Below are 14,809 nucleotides of genomic sequence, written 5' to 3' on the forward strand. Positions count from 1 at the left end.
CACGCCTCTTCCTTCGACTCAACGTACCTTGCCGTCGAGCCATTCCGTGTCCCCGCCAGTGTTTCACGCGAGGTCCGCGACGGCCGGGCGCGGGGGTCTCGGTCGGGCGCATCGCCGGTCGTGTGCGATGATTAGTCGTCAATGCGACGATAAGTACCCGTCGCTGGAGGGAGACTCCCGTGACCACCCCCGTGCGCGATCTTCCGCTGCTGCTGCTGGGCGCCGATTCCGATCCGGCCAGCGAACGCGGCGTCGACTGCCCCGGCGACCTGCCGCCCGCCTCCGACCCCGGCCTCGTCGCGCGCGCCGAGGCCGCCAAGGCGGCGCTCGGCGACCGGGTGTTCGTCCTCGGCCACCACTACCAGCGCGACGAGGTCATCCGGTTCGCCGACGTGACCGGCGACTCGTTCAAGCTCGCGCAGCAGGCGGCGGCCCGTCCCGACGCGCCCTACATCGTGTTCTGCGGCGTGCACTTCATGGCCGAGTCGGCCGACATCCTCACGGCGGGGCACCAGCAGGTCGTCCTGCCGGACCTGGCGGCCGGCTGCTCGATGGCCGACATGGCCACGTTCGACCAGGTCGAGGAGTGCTGGGAGGCCCTGGAGGACCTCGGCATCGCCGACGACGTCGTCCCCGTCACCTACATGAACTCCTCGGCCGACATCAAGGCGTTCGTCGGCCGCCGGGGCGGCGTGGTGTGCACCTCGTCGAACGCCAAGCGCGCGCTGGACTGGGCGTACGAGCGGGGCTCCAAGGTGCTGTTCCTGCCCGACCAGCACCTGGGCCGCAACACCGCCGTGCTGGAGATGGGGCTGTCGCTGGACGACTGCGTCGTCTACAACCCGCACCGGCCGAACGGCGGGCTGCCCGAGGGAACGCTCCAGGACGCCCGGATGATCCTGTGGAAGGGCCACTGCTCGGTGCACGGCCGCTTCTCCCTGGACTCGGTGAACGACGTCCGCGCCCGCGTCCCCGGCGTCAACGTCCTCGTCCACCCCGAGTGCCGCCACGAGGTCGTCCGCGCCGCCGACCAGGTCGGCTCGACGGAGTACATCATCCGGACGATCGAGGCCGCGCCCGCCGGTTCGGCCTGGGCCATCGGCACCGAACTCAACCTGGTGAAGCGCCTGGCCACCCAGAACCCCGACAAGCAGATCATGTTCCTCGACAAGGCCGTCTGCTTCTGCTCCACGATGAACCGCATCGACCTGCCGCACCTGGTGCACTCGCTGGAGTCGCTGGCGGCGGGCGAGGTCGTCAACCAGATCCAGGTGGACGCCGACACGGCCCACTACGCGCGTCTCGCGCTGGACCGGATGCTCGCGCTGCCGTAGCCCGGACGCACATCAGGGCCGTCGCACGCGGAGTGCGGCGGCCCTGTTCGCGGTCAGACGCCGGGGGCGCCCCAGACGGGGAACCAGCGGGTGAGGTCCTGTTCGAACGGGAGGTCGGCGCCGACGGCGCCGCGAACCTGGAGTTCGAGGGAGTTGTCCCGCTTGTCGCCGGGGAGCGGGGCGAAGGGGTAGAACGTGCCGCGCTTGTACAGGTACACCAGGGCGAGGCGCTGCCCGTCCGGGCCGGTGAAACCCACCAGCGAGCACAGCAGTTGCGGGCCGAAGCCGTTCTGCTCCAGCGACGCGTTCACCGCGTGCAGCTCGGTGACCAGGCCGGGGACGTCGGACGGGTCGTGCCGGTCCATGATCCAGGTGTAGCCGTAGGAGTCCTGGGTGATCTCGACGGCGGGGCCGTCGTCGGCGTCCAGCAGGGCCTGGACGTCGGCCTGGAGACGGGCGAACGCGGCGCCCTCGGCGGCGCGGAAGCAGACCGAGCCGAGGCCGGTCGGGGTGAAGCCCGCCGCCGCCTCCAGCGTGATCGCGGCCGTCGACAGGCCGAACAGCCGGTCCAGATCGGGCTTGGCCGGCTTGGACCGGCCGAGCAGGGCGTCCAGGAACCCCATGTCACTCCCCCCGGCCGAGCTGGCCCGAGATCTTCTGCAACTGGTCGAGGCGCTTGTCCAGCGACGGGTGCGTCGAGAACAGCGTGGAGAGGCTGACGCCCTTGGTGAACGCGGGCGCGAAGAAGAACGCGTTGAACGGCTCGGCCGAGCGCAGATCGCGGGACGGGATGCGGGCCATGTCCCCGGAGATCTTCGTGAGCGCGCTGGCCAGCGCGGACGGACGGCCCGTCAGCAGCGCGGCGGCCCGGTCGGCCGACAGCTCCCGGTACCGCGACAGCGCCCGCGTCAGCAGGAAGCTGATCGCGTACGCGACGGCGCTGACCACGACCACCGCCAGCAGGATCAGCCCGGTGTTCTGGTCGTTGCGGCGGTTGAACCCGCCGAACAGTCCCGCCTGGAGCCCGACGCGGGTCAGCAGCCCGGCGCAGATGCCGAGGAACGACGCGATCGTCATCACGGCGACGTCGCGGTGCGCGACGTGCGCCATCTCGTGCGCCAGGACGCCCTCCAGCTCGACCGGGTCGAGCCGGCGCAGCAGCCCGGTCGTGACGCAGACGACGGCCTTCTTCTGGTTGCGGCCGGTCGCGAACGCGTTCGGCACGTCGGTGTCGGCGATGGCGACCTTCGGCTTGGGCGCGTCCGACAGCGCGATGATGCGGTCGACGACGCCGTGCAGCTCGGGCGCCTGCTCGGGCGTGACGACCTGCGCCCGCATCGCGAACAGCGTCATGCGGTCGCTGAAGAAGTACTGCGCGAAGAGGAAGACCGCCGCGACGAGCAGCGCGATCGGGCCGAAGCGCGGCGCGGCGACGAACACCGCGCCGACGAACACGACGTAGACGAGCCCCAGCAGGAACATCGTCAGCAGCATCCGGGACGTGAGCCCCCGGTCGGGTGCGTACCGTGTGCGTGCCATCGTTTCCCCCTCCACGACCTCCCTCGGTCGTCCCACGTGCGTGATCTTTCAAACAACGGCGTGCGTGCCGCGCCGCAGGCGGGGCGGGGGGACTTCCGCTCCGCGGCGGGCGCCGTCGCGTCATGCCCGGGGTCTCCCCCGGCGCCGACGTCCCGGGCCGGGGACGTCAGTCCGGAATGAGTCCCTCGTCGCCGAGCATCTGGCGGACCTCCTCGATGCCGGCGTCGACCGGCGGGAGGATCAGCTCGGACGGGGCCAGGCTGTCGGCGGGGAGCGTGCTGCCGACCTTGCGGACGTTGTCCAGCAGGGCGTTGAGCGCGCTGCGGAACTTCGCCTCGTCGCCCGTCTCGATGGCCGACTCCAGCTCGTCGTCCAGGGCGTTGAGGGCCGACAGGTCGTCGTCGGCGACGTCGAGCTGCCCCTCCCCCATGATCCGGACGATCACTGGGCACCCCCGCCGGGCTGCTGCGGCCACTGGACCTGCTGCTGCGGCTGCGGCTGGCCCTGCGGCTGCCCCTGCTGCTGGCCCTGGCCCTGGTTCAGCTCCTTGGGCGCGGAGCCCTGGCCCAGCTCGGCCTTGAGGCGCTCCAGCTCCATGTCGACGCCGGGGCCGCTGCCCATGCGGTCGAGCTCGGCCTGGATGTCGTCCTTGGGACCGGAGAAGTCCTCCAGGGCGCCGGAGGCGAGCAGCTCGTCGATGGCGCCCGCGCGCGCCTTCATGTTCTCGGTCTTCTCCTCGGCGCGCTGGATCGCGAGGCCGACGTCGCCCATCTCCTCGGAGATGCCGCTGAACGCCTCGTTGATCTTGGTCTGCGCCTCGGCGGCCGTGTACGTCGCCTTGATCGTCTCCTTGCGGGTGCGGAAGGAGTCGACCTTGGCCTGGAGCCGCTGCGAGGCCAGCGTCAGCTTCTCCTCCTCGCCCTGGAGCTGCTGGTACTGGGCGCGCAGGTCACCGAGCTGGGAGTCCAGGCCGGAGCGGCGGGTCAGGGCCTCGCGGGCGAGGTCCTCCCGGCCGACCTGGAGGGCCTTCTTGCCCTGGTCGGTCAGCTTGTTCTGCTGCCCCTCGAGCTGGTTGATCTGGAGTTCCAGCCGCTTGCGCGAGGTGGCGACGTCGGCGACGCCGCGGCGGACCTTCTGGAGCATCTCCAGTTGCCGCTGGTAGGAGTAGTCCAGCGTCTCGCGCGGGTCCTCCATGCGGTCCAGGGTCCTGTTGGCCTTGGACTTGAAGATCATCGACATTCGCTTCATCACGCTCATCGCGCCGGCGCCGGTCCCTTCGTGTGCTGTCGCTCAGTCGCAAACTGGGCTCAACTGGGCTCAATGGCCACTGCTGGGCTTCTATCACCCTACGCGTTAACGCATGGGGAGGTCACGATGTTCGCAGCCGGACGGCGAATCCCAGCCGGTAGGCTGATCCCTGTGTTCCGACGTCGTACCCAGGAAGCCCCCGAGAATCCTCCCGAGGTAGTAAAGCCGGGAGGCAAGGGCAGGCCCACGCCCAAGCGCAGCGAGGCGCAGCGCAAGCGCCTCCAGCCCATCACCGCGCCTCCGGCCAACCGCAAGGAGGCTTATCGCAAGATGCGCGAGAAGCAGGCGGCCGAGCGCGTCAAGATGCGGGAGGGGATGGCCCGCGGCGAGGAACGCTACCTGCTCAAGCGCGACAAGGGCCCGGTGCGGCGGCTCGCCCGCGACTACGTCGACTCGCGGCGCACCATCGCGTCCTACCTGATGTACATCCTGTTCGCGATCATCGCGGTCAGCCTGCTGCCGATCCCGGCCGCGCAGATCTTCGGCCTGTTCGCGCCGCCGCTGCTGCTCGCCGTCGTGTTCGTCGAGGGCTTCATGATCAGCTCGGGCGTCAAGCGGCTCGCCGCCGCCAAGTACCCGGACGAGAACCTCAAGGGCGTCGGCCTGTACGCCGCGCTGCGCGCCATGCAGATCCGCCGGCTGCGTCAGCCCCGCCCCCAGGTCCAGGTGGGACAGAAGCCGTCCTGACCGCCGTAGGGTCGGACGCATGAAGTTCCGGAATCTGGGGCGCAGCGGCCTCAAGGTCAGTGAGATCTCGTACGGCAACTGGCTCACGCACGGGTCGCAGGTCGAGGAGGAGGCGGCGCTGGCGTGCGTGTCCGCCGCGCTCGACGAGGGCATCACCACGTTCGACACCGCCGACGTCTACGCCGGGACGCGCGCCGAGGCCGTCCTCGGCCGCGCGCTCGCCGGGCAGCGGCGCGAGGGGCTGGAGATCTTCACCAAGGTCTACTGGCCGACGGGCGAAGGCCCGAACGACCGGGGCCTATCGCGCAAGCACATCAACGAGTCGCTGCACGGGTCGCTGCGGCGGCTCGGCACCGACTACGTCGACCTCTACCAGGCGCACCGGTTCGACCACGAGACGCCGCTGGAGGAGACGCTCCGCGCGTTCGACGACCTGGTCCGGCAGGGCAAGGTCCTGTACGTGGGCGTCTCGGAGTGGCGCGCGGACGAGATCGAGCGGGCGCTGAAGATCGCCGGCGAGATGGGCTTCGACCGGATCGTCTCCAACCAGCCGCAGTACTCGATGCTGTGGCGGGTCATCGAGGGCGAGGTCGTCCCGCTGAGCGAGCGCGAGGGTCTGGGGCAGATCGTCTGGTCGCCGATCGCGCAGGGCGTGCTGACGGGCAAGTACCGGCCGGGGCAGCCGCTGCCGGAGGGGTCGCGCGCCACCGACGAGAAGGGCGGCGCCGACTTCATCCGCCGCTTCCTCGACGACGACGTCCTCACCCGCGTGCAGGAGCTGCGGCCGGTCGCGGAGGAGCTGGGGCTGACGATGGCGCAGCTCGCGGTGGCGTGGGTGTTGCAGAACCCGAACGTGTCGTCCGCGATCATCGGGGCGTCCCGGCCCGAGCAGGTCCGCGACAACGTCCGCGCCGCCGGGGTGACGCTCGACGCGGACGTCCTCGCCCGGATCGACGGCGTGCTCGGTGACACCGTCGTCCGCGACCCGGCGCTCACCACGAGCCCGAAGACCCGGCCGTAGCGTTCCGCGGGCGGGGCCGGACGTCCGGCCCCGCCCGCGCGCCGGTTAGGACGCCTCCTCAAGGCTCATGGGGTAGACGGCACGGTCGCCTTCGAGCAGCGTGACGCGGTCGACTCCGTCGGCCTTGAGGGTGCGCCAGTGCTCGCCGAGCCAGCTCTCGGCGTCGGACTGGGTCGGGAACGTCTCGGGGGACGTACCGGCGTCCTGCCCACCGGCCTTCTCCAGCCGCCAACTCCACACGGTGTTCTCCTCTCGGCGCGGACGGCCCCGACGCTATCGCCTCCCGGCGGCTCTACAGTGGTGATCACCATGAACGTGGAGCTCCTGGGCACGGCCGGGGCCCGGGGGCGGCCCGAGCCCGGCTGCCGGTGCGCGTCGTGCGCGGCGCTGCGGGCGGCGGGCGGGCGGTTCGCGCCGACGCGCGTCCTGGTGGACGGCGTGCCCGTCGAGGATCTGCCGCGCCGTCTGGTCTCGGGCGGCTACGAGGCGACGGCGCCGGACGGCGGCGCGATCCTCGTCGCGGCCGGGCCGGACGCCGCGCCCGAACCCGGGCCCGGCACCGAGTACGCGGCGGTCCTGCTGGACCTGGTGGGACGTCCCGAGCACCTGGGCCTGCTGCGGCGGGTGGGCGCCGTCACCGCCGGGACGCACGTCGCGGCCGTCCACGTCGACCACCGGGTGCGCTCGTCGCGGGAGCTGGGGCGGCGGCTGGACCTGTGGCTCGAACCGCCGTCCGGCCCGCACCGCACCCTGCTGCTGGGCGGCACCCGCTCGGGCAAGTCGGCCGAGGCCGAACTGCGCCTGGCGGCCGAGCCGGACGTGACGTACATCGCGACGGGCCGCACCGGCTCCGGCGACGCGGAATGGACGGCGCGCGTCACCGCGCACCGCGAGCGCCGCCCGGCCTGGTGGACGACGGTCGAGACCCGCGACGCCGCCGGGGTGCTGCGGGCCGCGCGCGGCGCCGTCCTGCTCGACGGCCTGGGCTCCTGGCTCACGTCGGTGATCGACGCGGCGGACGCCTGGGACTCCCCCGCCTCCGTCGCGCCCCGGCTGGACGAGCTGGTGGACGCCTGGCGCGCCACGGCGGCCCGCGTCGTCGCCGTCACCGAGGAGGTCGGCCTGTCCCTCGTCCCGATGACCGCGTCGGGCCGCGCCTTCACCGACCTGCTCGGCCACCTGAACCAGCGCGTCGCGGCCGAATCGGAGGAAGCGGCCCTGATCGTCGCGGGCCGCATCCTGGACCTGCCGTGAACGGAGCCCCGCGCGGTGAGCCCACCGGGCGCCGTCCCCTCCGCTGGCGTGCCCGGCGGGCGACGGCGGCGGGCCGCGCGGTGCGTGCGTGAACGGGGTGCGCCTGGCGGTGAGCCTGCTGACCGTCGTGCCCGTGCGGGTCGGCGTGGTGGACCGCGGCGCGGGGCGGTGGGCGATGGTCGTCGCGCCGTTCGTGGGGCTGCTCGTGGGCGGGGCGGCGGCCGTGGTGCTGGTCGTGGCGGACGTCGCGGGGCTCGGGCCGCTGCTCGGGGCCGCGCTGGCGGTCGGGGCCATGGCCGTGATCACGCGGGCGTTGCATCTGGACGGGCTGGCGGATCTCGCGGACGGGCTCGGCAGCGGGAAGCCCGCCGCCGACGCGCTGGAGATCATGAAGCGGTCCGACATCGGGCCGTTCGGGGTCGTGGCGCTGCTGTTCGCGTTGCTGATCCAGGTGGCGGCGGTGGCGTCGGCGGACGACGCGGCGGTGGCGGTCGTCGTCGCGGCCGTGGCCGGGCGGCTCGCACTGCCGTGGGCGTGCCGGACGTCCGTCCCGGCGGCCCGGCCCGGCGGTCTGGGCGCGCTCGTGGCCGGGACGGTCGGGACCGGCGCGGCCGTGGCCGTGACGGCGGCCGTCCTCGCCGCCGCCACGGCCGCCGGCGCCGTCACCGGTCACCCGGTCCGGACGCCGCTGGCCGTGCTCGCCGGGCTCGCGGCGGCCCTGCTCGCCCTGCGCCACGCCCGCCGCCGCCTCGGCGGCGTCACCGGCGACGTCCTCGGCGCCCTGGTCGAGATCGCCACGACGACCGCACTCGTCGCCCTGGCGACCTGACCGGTCAGGCGGCGGGGACCGCGCGGCGGGCGTAGGCGCGGACGTCGGCGTCGGAGTCCTTGTCCACCTGACGCAGTGCCTCGGCGACGGCGGGGTCGGCGGCGCGGGGGGCGAGGGCGAGGACGGCCGCCTTACGGACATCAGGGTGGGAATCGGACAGGGCGCCGATCAAGGGGCCGGTGTCGGGAGCGGCGGCGAGGCCCCGCGCGGCGCCGACGCGGACCTGCCAGGCGGGGTCGGTGAGCGCGGCGAGCGCCGTCCCGCGCAGCGGCTCGGGGCACCCGACGCCCGCCGCCGCCTCCAGCGCCGCCGCGCGCACCAGCAGGTCGGGGTCGGCGGACAGCGCGGCCAGGGCGGCCGCGCCGGACGGGGCGCCGATCGTGCCGAGGCCCGCCGCCACCGCGACGCGGACCTCCCGCGACGCGTCGGACGCACCGGACGCCAGCGCGTCGGCGGCGTCGTGCGCGACCAGCCCCGCGACGGCGCGCAGCCGCACCCGATGGTCGCCGTCCGCGAGCGCGGCGGCGTACCGCTCCGCCGATCCCAGGCGCAGGCTGCGCAGCACCTCCAGCACCGCCGCGCGCACCAGGCCGTCGGCGTGACCGAGGGCGGGCAGCAGCGCGTCGCGCAGGGCGGGCGTCGCGGGCAGCACCTCGACGAGTTCGCGCAGCGCCGTCGCGGCGGCCCGGCGCACCGAGCCGTGCTCGTCGCCCAGTGCCCGCGCCAGCGCCTCCCCCGCGCCGGGCGGCACCACCTCGGTCAGCGCCGCCACCGCCGCCCGCCGCACCTTCGGGCCGGGGTCGACGAGGAACGGTTCCAGTTCCGCGAGCCCCGGCGACGTCTCCACCAGCGCGAGCAGCTCCAGCAGCCGGGGCGACCGCCCGACCGAGCCGCCGGTCCGCGCGCCGTCCGCCGTCCGCGCCGCCGCGACGACCTGCGGCCCGGCCGTCCCGATCACCTCGGGCTCGAACGGCGGCGGCACGGTGAACTCCTCGACCGGCACCGTGTAGGGGGCGACGGGCCGCCGCACGAACTCCATCGCGCCATCGGCGCGGCGGCGCAGGTTGAGGTGGCAGAACCAGTCCTCGTCGTCGCGGCCGGGCAGGTCGGCGCGGTCGTGGTAGAGGCCCCAGCGGCTCTCCGCGCGGGCCAGCGACGCCCGCGCGGCCATCTCGGCGCAGTCCCGGATGAACGTGACCTCCGCGCAGCGCATCAGCTCGTGCGGCGTCCGCGCGCCCATCGCGGCGACCTCCGCGCCCATCCGCGCGAACGTCTCGACGGCCAGGGTGAGCCGCGACCCGGTCTTGGGCGGCGCGACGTAGTCGTTGACGAACCGGCGCAGCTTGTACTCGACCTGCGGCTGCGGCGGCCCGTCCGGGTGCCGCAGCGGCCGGTAGACCAGCTCGTGCGCCGCGCGGATCTGGTCTTCGGGCAGCGCGCCCGGCCGGGCGCCGGACGCGGCCGCGTGCTCGCCCGCCAGGTCACCGAAGACGAACGCGCCGATCATGTAGTTGTGCGGCACGCACGCCAGGTCGCCCGCCGCGTACAGGCCGGGGACGGTGGTGCGGGCGTGCTCGTCCACCCACACCCCGGACGCCGAGTGCCCGCCGCACAGCCCGATCTCGGAGATGTGCATCTCGACGTCGTGGGTGCGGTAGTCGCGGCCGCGCCCGGTGTGGAAGGTGCCGCGCGTGGGGCGCTCGGTGGTGTGCAGGATCGACTCCAGCGCGGCGAGCGTCTCGTCGGGCAGGTGGGTCGTCTTGAGGTAGATGGGACCGCGCGCCGAGTCGATCTCGCGTTTGACCTCGGCCATCATCTGCCCGGACCAGTAGTCGGAGTCGACGAACCGCTCGCCCCGCGCGTTGACCTGGTACCCGCCGAACGGGTTCGCGACGTACGCGCAGGCGGGCCCGTTGTAGTCCTTGATGAGCGGGTTGACCTGGAAGCACTCGATGCCGGACAGCTCCGCGCCCGCGTGGTACGCCATCGCGTGCCCGTCGCCCGCGTTGGTGGGGTTCTCATACGTTCCGTACAGATACCCGCTGGCGGGCAACCCGAGGCGCCCGGCCGCGCCCGTCGCCAGGATCACCGACCCGGCCGCGACCGTGACGAACTCCCCCGAGCGCGTGTCGAACCCGACGGCGCCGACCGCGCGGCCGTCGCGGGTCAGCACCCGCACCGGCATGACCCGGTTCTCGATCCGGACGCGCTCGCGGATCTCCCGCCGCCGCAGCACCCGGTACAGCACCTTCTTGACGTCCTTGCCCTCGGGCATCGGCAGCACGTACGAGCCGGAGCGGTGCACGCGCCGCACCGCGTACTCGCCGTGCTCGTCCTTCTCGAACTTCACGCCGTAGCGCTCCAGCCGCTGCACCATCGCGAACCCGCGCTCGGCGGTCCGCGTGACCGTCGCCTGGTTCACGATGCCGTCGTTGGCGCGGGTGATCTCGGCGACGTAGTCGGCGGGCTCGGCCTTGCCGGGGATGACGGCGTTGTTGACGCCGTCCATGCCCATCGCCAGCGCCCCCGAGTGCCGGACGTGCGCCTTCTCCAGCAGCAGCACGTCCGCGCCGTGCTCGGCGGCGGTGATCGCGGCCATCGTCCCGGCGGTGCCGCCGCCCACGACGAGGACGTCGCAGCGCAGCTCGCGCCGGTCGGTCACGGCGGGGATCTCCATCAGACGGCCTCCCTCTCCTGGGCGCCGAGGGCGCGCAGCAGCGCGTCCCTGAGCGCGGGGTCCCGGACGGGCGTCCGGGGGTGCGGAACGGTGATCTGCGCGGTGACGCCCGCCGCGCCGAGCACGACGACGCGGTCTCCGAGCGCCAGCGCCTCGTCCACGTCGTGCGTCACGAACACGACGGTGGCGGGGGCGGCGCGCAGGACGTCGAGCAGCAGCGCCTGCATTCCGGCGCGGGTCTGGGCGTCCAGGGCGCCGAACGGCTCGTCCATGAGGACGGCGCGGGGCGCTCCGGCGAGCGCGCGGGCGAGCTGGACGCGCTGCCGCATCCCGCCCGACAGCTCGCGCGGATACCGCCCGGCGGCGTCGGCGAGCCCGACGCGGCCGAGCCAGTCGCGGGCGGCGGCGCGGCGCTCCCGGCGCGGGACACCGCGGATGGCCAGCGGCAGTTCGACGTTGCGCAGCGCGGTGCGCCAGGGCAGCAGCGCGTCGTCCTGGAAGACGAGCGCGCGGTCGGGCGACGGCCCGGTGACGGGGGCGTCCCCGGCGGTGAGGCGCCCGGCGGTGACGGGCAGCAGCCCGGCGAGCGCGCGCAGCAGCGTGGACTTCCCGCAGCCGGACGGCCCGGCGATCACCAGGATCTCCCCGGCGCGGACGGCCAGGTCGAGCCCCGCGACGACGGTGCGCCCGCCGTGGCCGAGCGCGACGCCGTCGGCGCGCAGCCCGAGCCCGCCTTCGCGCGTCCCGGTGGCGACGGTCTCGGTGATCATCCGAGCCTCCCCGCGAGGAGGCGCCGCCCGGCGAGTTCGACGAGCCCGGACGTGGCGCGGCCGAGCACGCCGATCGTGATCATCCCGACCAGGACGCCCGGATAGTCCACGATCGTGTACGCCTGCCAGGTGCGGTACCCGACGCCGAAGTCGCCGGAGATCATCTCGGCGGACACCACGCAGATCCACGCGACGCCCATCCCGACCGACAGCCCGCCGAACACGCCCGGCAGCGCGCCGGGCAGGACGACGCCGGTCAGCACCCGCCACCGTCCGCCGCCGAGCGTCCGCACGGCGTCCTCCCAGACGCCCGGCAGCGCCGCGACGGCGTGCCGGGTGCTGACCAGCACCGGGAAGAACGCGGCGGTGAACGTGATGAACACGATGCCCTGCTCGTTGGCGGGGAACAGCAGGATCGCCACCGGCACCAGCGCGATCGCCGGGATCGGCCGGGCGACCTCCAGCAGGGGCTGGAGCAGGTCCTGCGCCCACCGCGACCGCGCCAGCGCGATCCCGAGCCCGATCCCGGCGACCGCCGCCAGCCCGAACCCGGTCAAGATCCGGACGAGGCTCTGCGCGACGTCGGCGTAGTACGGCCCGTGCCCGAGCTGCCGCCCGAACTCCCGCGCCACCTCGACGGGTCCGGGCAGCCGGTCGAACCGCACCCACACCCGCGCGTCGGCGGCCGTGAGCACCTGCCACACCCCGAGCGCCCCCAGCAACGCCAGCCCCCGCACGGCCCGCCGCACCACCGGCCGCTCCCGCCGCACCGGCACCGTCACCGTCCGCTCCTCCACCACCGTCATGCGCGGGTCACCGCTTCGGTGTAGGGGACGAGGCGGGCGGCGGGGTGGGCGTTCAGGTGGCGGCGGGCGGTCTCCTCGGTGGCGAAGGGGAGGAACCTGGCGCCGTCGCGGACCCAGAGCTGGTGGTCCGCGAACCAGCGGGTGCCCGTGGTGTGGTCGGGGACGTAGGCGGCGCGGACCTGTTTGCCCTCGGACTGCACGGCGCGGACGGTGCGGAGCAGGCAGCCGGGATCCGCGACCGGGCGGGGGGTGCGTTCTCCGCGCACCCAGACCTCGCCCGCCGTGCGGGCGTCGGTCACCCTGCGGCCGCACACCGCGTCGTTCCCGGTGATCGGGGCCGGGTTGGCGGTGGACGCCGCCGCCGCGTCGTACCCGGCGCCGTACGCGCGCCGGATCGGGCCGTCGTCGACGAAGGCGGCCAGGTCGAGGGGCGCGGTGAGGACGCCGATCGACTTCAGGAACGGGACGTCGTGGGCGAGCGCGTCGCGCAGCGGCCTCTTCACCGTCACGTCGAAGCTCGCGATCCCGCCCGCGCCGTTGTACAGGTAGACGGTCTCGGCCGGGAGGCCCGTCGCGGCGGCGACCCTCTCCGCCGAGCCGACGGGATCGGCGTGCAGGGCCCGGGTCGCGTCGATCTGCGCGGACAGGAACGCCCCGAGCACGTCCGGCCGCTCGCGGGTGAACGCGTTCCGCACGACGACGCCGTGGAACGTCGGGACGTCCAGCGCGCCGCCGTCGTAGAGCAGCCGCCCCTCGCCCTTCTGCACGAGCAGCCCCGGCCACGCGACGAACTGCGCGAACGCGGCGGCGGCGCCCGACTTGAGCGCGGACGCGCCCACCGGCGGCTGCTGGTTCTCGACCTTGACGTCCTCGGCCGGGTCCAGCCCGTGCCTGCCGAGCGCCTGCACGAGCGTGCCGTGCCCGGCCGACCCGACGCTCGCCGAGATCGTCGCGCCCCGCAGGTCGCGCAGCGTCCGGGCCTTGGAGCCGGGCGCGACGACGACGCCGTTCAGCGCGCCGCGCGGGTTGTGCCCGGTGACCGAGACGAGGCGCGTCCCGGCGTCGCCGCCCGCCGCCTGCGCCCGTGAGCCGTTGATCAGCAGCGGGTAGTCGCCCATCGAGCCGATGTCGATCTTCCCGGCGAGCATCTGCGCGGTGATCGGCGCGCCGGTGTCGTAGTCCTGCCAGACGACCCGGTACTTCCCGGGCAGCGCGGCCAGCCGCTTCTCGAACGCGCCGAGCGAGCGCAGCAGCGTCCCGGCCGTCACGGTGTTGATCGTCTTGGACTGGTAGCCGACGGTCACGGTGACGGCGTCCCCGCCGCCGGACGCGTTCCCGGCGACGGTGCAGCCCGCCAGCAGCGACGGCGCCAGCAGCGCCGCCGCGAGAGTCTTCTTCACGGGATCGTTCCTCAGCGCAGCAGGTAGGGGATGTCGATGGTGACCGCGCCGGTCGGGCAGCGGTCGGCGCACGGGCCGCAGTACCAGCACTCGTCCACGTGCATGTACGCCTTGCCGGTGGCGGGGTCGATGGCCAGGGCGTCGAGCGGGCAGACGTCCACGCAGAGCGTGCATCCGGCGACGCACAGGGACTCGTCGATCGTCACCGGGACGTCCGATCGCGCGTTCACGAGCGGCATGGGGCGCCTCCAGGGCGGTCGGAAGGGGGAGGGTCAGAAGCGGTGCAGCAGGCCGCTCATCGCGATGCGGTCGCCGCGGAAGCGGATGTACTCCAGGTCCACCGGGCGGCCGTCGGCCAGGTGGGTGAGGCGTTCGAGCATGAGCAGCGCCGCGCCGCGCGGCGCGTCCAGGACGGCCGCCGAGTGCGGGTCGGCGTTGACGGCCTCCAGGGTGACCTCGGCGCGGCCGAGCGGCTGCCCGGTGATCCGCTCCAGCAGGACGAACACGTCGGTACCGGCCAGGTCCTCGGCCAGCAGCGGTTCACCGACGTCGGGCGCGAGGTAGGTGAGGTCGAGCGAGAGCGGCAGCCCGTTGAGCCGCCGCAGCCGCTCGACGTAGACGACGGGCTCGCCCGCCGCCAGCTCCAGCCGCGCCGAGATCTCCCGGGGCGGGACGATCCGTCCCGCCGCGCGGACCTCGTTGACGACCTCGCCGTGCTCGCGCAGCGTCTCGGCGAGGCCCTGGAGCCGCTCCAGCCCGTGCGGGTAGGCGCGGGCGACGACGGTGGTGCCGACGCCGGGGCAGCGTTCGATGATGCCCTCGGCGCGCAGCAGGTCGAGCGCGTCGCGGACGGTGTTGCGCGACGTGCCGAACGCCGCGACGAGGTCGCCTTCGGCGGGCAGGACGCCGTCGGTGAAGTCGCCGCCGCGCACCCGGCGCCGCAGCACGTCGGCGACCTGCCGGGCCCGGTCGGCCCGCAGCCGCGTCGCGTCGGTCAGCGACAGGGTCTCCGCCGCCGCCGTGTTCTTCCTGGTCACAGCGCAAACATACAAACTTGGTCGGAATCAGGGAATACCGCCGGAGATGCGCCACCCCGTCCTTGGAGAACTCGTCCCCCACCTGCACGATCCCGCGCCGTAACGGCCGTTCCGCCACCCACCCGAACCCCCGTGAGCGGTTCGGGG

General features: G+C 74.0%; 16 protein-coding genes. 5 read left to right on the top strand and 11 right to left on the bottom strand.

Going from position 1 to position 14,809, the window contains the following annotated elements; translation table 11 throughout:
• The first annotated feature begins 179 nt into the window (after positions 1 to 179).
• Complete coding sequence (gene nadA, locus C229_RS0109705) at positions 180 to 1,334, top strand: quinolinate synthase NadA (RefSeq protein WP_018654871.1); 1,155 nt, start codon at positions 180 to 182, stop codon at positions 1,332 to 1,334.
• A gap of 53 nt (positions 1,335 to 1,387) precedes the next feature.
• Here the strand turns inward: nadA and pspAB are convergent, their stop codons facing one another.
• The 4 genes from pspAB to C229_RS0109725 form a co-directional block, all read right to left on the bottom strand.
• Complete coding sequence (gene pspAB, locus C229_RS0109710) at positions 1,388 to 1,957, bottom strand: PspA-associated protein PspAB (protein ID WP_018654872.1); 570 nt, start codon at positions 1,955 to 1,957, stop codon at positions 1,388 to 1,390.
• A 1-nt stretch (position 1,958) separates the two neighbouring features.
• The gene (gene htpX, locus C229_RS0109715) at positions 1,959 to 2,873 is read right to left on the bottom strand and encodes a zinc metalloprotease HtpX (protein WP_018654873.1); all 915 of its coding nucleotides are present in this window, start codon (positions 2,871 to 2,873) and stop codon (positions 1,959 to 1,961) included.
• A gap of 166 nt (positions 2,874 to 3,039) precedes the next feature.
• The gene (gene pspAA, locus C229_RS0109720) at positions 3,040 to 3,318 is read right to left on the bottom strand and encodes a PspA-associated protein PspAA (RefSeq protein WP_018654874.1); all 279 of its coding nucleotides are present in this window, start codon (positions 3,316 to 3,318) and stop codon (positions 3,040 to 3,042) included.
• A complete protein-coding gene (locus C229_RS0109725; RefSeq protein WP_081639815.1) occupies positions 3,315 to 4,130 on the bottom strand; it encodes a PspA/IM30 family protein in 816 nt (271 codons plus the stop codon). Before C229_RS0109725 ends, pspAA begins: the two co-directional genes overlap by 4 nt.
• A gap of 162 nt (positions 4,131 to 4,292) precedes the next feature.
• Between C229_RS0109725 and C229_RS0109730 the strand changes: the two genes are divergently transcribed.
• Together C229_RS0109730 and C229_RS0109735 are read left to right on the top strand one after the other, a co-directional pair.
• Positions 4,293 to 4,868: a DUF3043 domain-containing protein gene (locus tag C229_RS0109730; RefSeq protein ID WP_240487198.1), complete on the top strand. Its 576-nt coding sequence runs from the start codon at positions 4,293 to 4,295 to the stop codon at positions 4,866 to 4,868.
• Between the two features lie 19 nt (positions 4,869 to 4,887).
• Positions 4,888 to 5,889, top strand: a complete 1,002-nt coding sequence (locus C229_RS0109735) for an aldo/keto reductase family protein (RefSeq protein ID WP_018654877.1) — start codon at positions 4,888 to 4,890, stop codon at positions 5,887 to 5,889.
• Between the two features lie 45 nt (positions 5,890 to 5,934).
• On the opposite strand, the gene C229_RS0109740 is transcribed toward C229_RS0109735, so the two are convergent.
• Positions 5,935 to 6,129 carry a hypothetical protein gene (locus C229_RS0109740; RefSeq protein WP_018654878.1) on the bottom strand — a complete coding sequence of 65 codons (195 nt, stop codon included), beginning with the start codon at positions 6,127 to 6,129 and terminating at the stop codon, positions 5,935 to 5,937.
• A 69-nt stretch (positions 6,130 to 6,198) separates the two neighbouring features.
• Here C229_RS0109740 and C229_RS0109745 point away from each other — a divergent pair, with 69 nt between their 5' ends.
• Together C229_RS0109745 and C229_RS0109750 are read left to right on the top strand one after the other, a co-directional pair.
• Positions 6,199 to 7,143 (top strand): bifunctional adenosylcobinamide kinase/adenosylcobinamide-phosphate guanylyltransferase, encoded by a 945-nt coding sequence (locus tag C229_RS0109745; protein ID WP_026313624.1) that lies wholly within the window; start codon positions 6,199 to 6,201, stop codon positions 7,141 to 7,143.
• 97 nt (positions 7,144 to 7,240) lie between these two features.
• Positions 7,241 to 7,972, top strand: coding sequence for an adenosylcobinamide-GDP ribazoletransferase (locus C229_RS0109750; RefSeq protein ID WP_018654880.1), 732 nt, complete (start codon positions 7,241 to 7,243; stop codon positions 7,970 to 7,972).
• Positions 7,973 to 7,976: 4 nt separating this feature from the next.
• Here the strand turns inward: C229_RS0109750 and C229_RS0109755 are convergent, their stop codons facing one another.
• Genes C229_RS0109755 through C229_RS0109780 form a run of 6 tightly spaced genes read right to left on the bottom strand, consistent with a single transcriptional unit; the run spans position 7,977 to position 14,662 of the window.
• The gene (locus C229_RS0109755) at positions 7,977 to 10,649 is read right to left on the bottom strand and encodes a fumarate reductase/succinate dehydrogenase flavoprotein subunit (RefSeq protein ID WP_018654881.1); all 2,673 of its coding nucleotides are present in this window, start codon (positions 10,647 to 10,649) and stop codon (positions 7,977 to 7,979) included.
• Positions 10,649 to 11,419: an ABC transporter ATP-binding protein gene (locus C229_RS0109760; protein WP_018654882.1), complete on the bottom strand. Its 771-nt coding sequence runs from the start codon at positions 11,417 to 11,419 to the stop codon at positions 10,649 to 10,651. The genes C229_RS0109755 and C229_RS0109760 overlap by 1 nt, the downstream gene beginning before the upstream one ends.
• Complete coding sequence (locus tag C229_RS0109765) at positions 11,416 to 12,225, bottom strand: ABC transporter permease (RefSeq protein ID WP_018654883.1); 810 nt, start codon at positions 12,223 to 12,225, stop codon at positions 11,416 to 11,418. The genes C229_RS0109760 and C229_RS0109765 overlap by 4 nt, the downstream gene beginning before the upstream one ends.
• Entirely contained in the window at positions 12,222 to 13,625 is a 1,404-nt protein-coding gene (locus tag C229_RS0109770) for an ABC transporter substrate-binding protein (protein ID WP_018654884.1), read from the bottom strand. The genes C229_RS0109765 and C229_RS0109770 overlap by 4 nt, the downstream gene beginning before the upstream one ends.
• A gap of 11 nt (positions 13,626 to 13,636) precedes the next feature.
• Positions 13,637 to 13,864 (bottom strand): 4Fe-4S dicluster domain-containing protein, encoded by a 228-nt coding sequence (locus C229_RS0109775; protein WP_018654885.1) that lies wholly within the window; start codon positions 13,862 to 13,864, stop codon positions 13,637 to 13,639.
• A gap of 33 nt (positions 13,865 to 13,897) precedes the next feature.
• On the bottom strand, positions 13,898 to 14,662 hold the full coding sequence (locus C229_RS0109780; RefSeq protein WP_018654886.1) for a GntR family transcriptional regulator: 765 nt from the start codon (positions 14,660 to 14,662) through the stop codon (positions 13,898 to 13,900).
• Positions 14,663 to 14,809: the final 147 nt, after the last annotated feature.

It is taken from the genome of Actinomadura flavalba DSM 45200 (assembly GCF_000374305.1).
GTDB lineage: Bacteria > Actinomycetota > Actinomycetes > Streptosporangiales > Streptosporangiaceae > Spirillospora > Spirillospora flavalba.

Bases quoted from the DNA above. Each gene is read 5' to 3' on its own strand.
- pspAB (WP_018654872.1), bottom strand. From the start codon at position 1,957: ATGGGGTTCCTGGACGCCCTGCTCGGCCGGTCCAAGCCGGCCAAGCCC.
- C229_RS0109765 (WP_018654883.1), bottom strand. From the start codon at position 12,225: ATGACGGTGGTGGAGGAGCGGACGGTGACGGTGCCGGTGCGGCGGGAG.
- C229_RS0109735 (WP_018654877.1), top strand. From the start codon at position 4,888: ATGAAGTTCCGGAATCTGGGGCGCAGCGGCCTCAAGGTCAGTGAGATC.
- C229_RS0109725 (WP_081639815.1), bottom strand. From the start codon at position 4,130: ATGAGCGTGATGAAGCGAATGTCGATGATCTTCAAGTCCAAGGCCAAC.
- C229_RS0109760 (WP_018654882.1), bottom strand. From the start codon at position 11,419: ATGATCACCGAGACCGTCGCCACCGGGACGCGCGAAGGCGGGCTCGGG.
- C229_RS0109775 (WP_018654885.1), bottom strand. From the start codon at position 13,864: ATGCCGCTCGTGAACGCGCGATCGGACGTCCCGGTGACGATCGACGAG.
- C229_RS0109755 (WP_018654881.1), bottom strand. From the start codon at position 10,649: ATGGAGATCCCCGCCGTGACCGACCGGCGCGAGCTGCGCTGCGACGTC.
- htpX (WP_018654873.1), bottom strand. From the start codon at position 2,873: ATGGCACGCACACGGTACGCACCCGACCGGGGGCTCACGTCCCGGATG.
- C229_RS0109745 (WP_026313624.1), top strand. From the start codon at position 6,199: ATGAACGTGGAGCTCCTGGGCACGGCCGGGGCCCGGGGGCGGCCCGAG.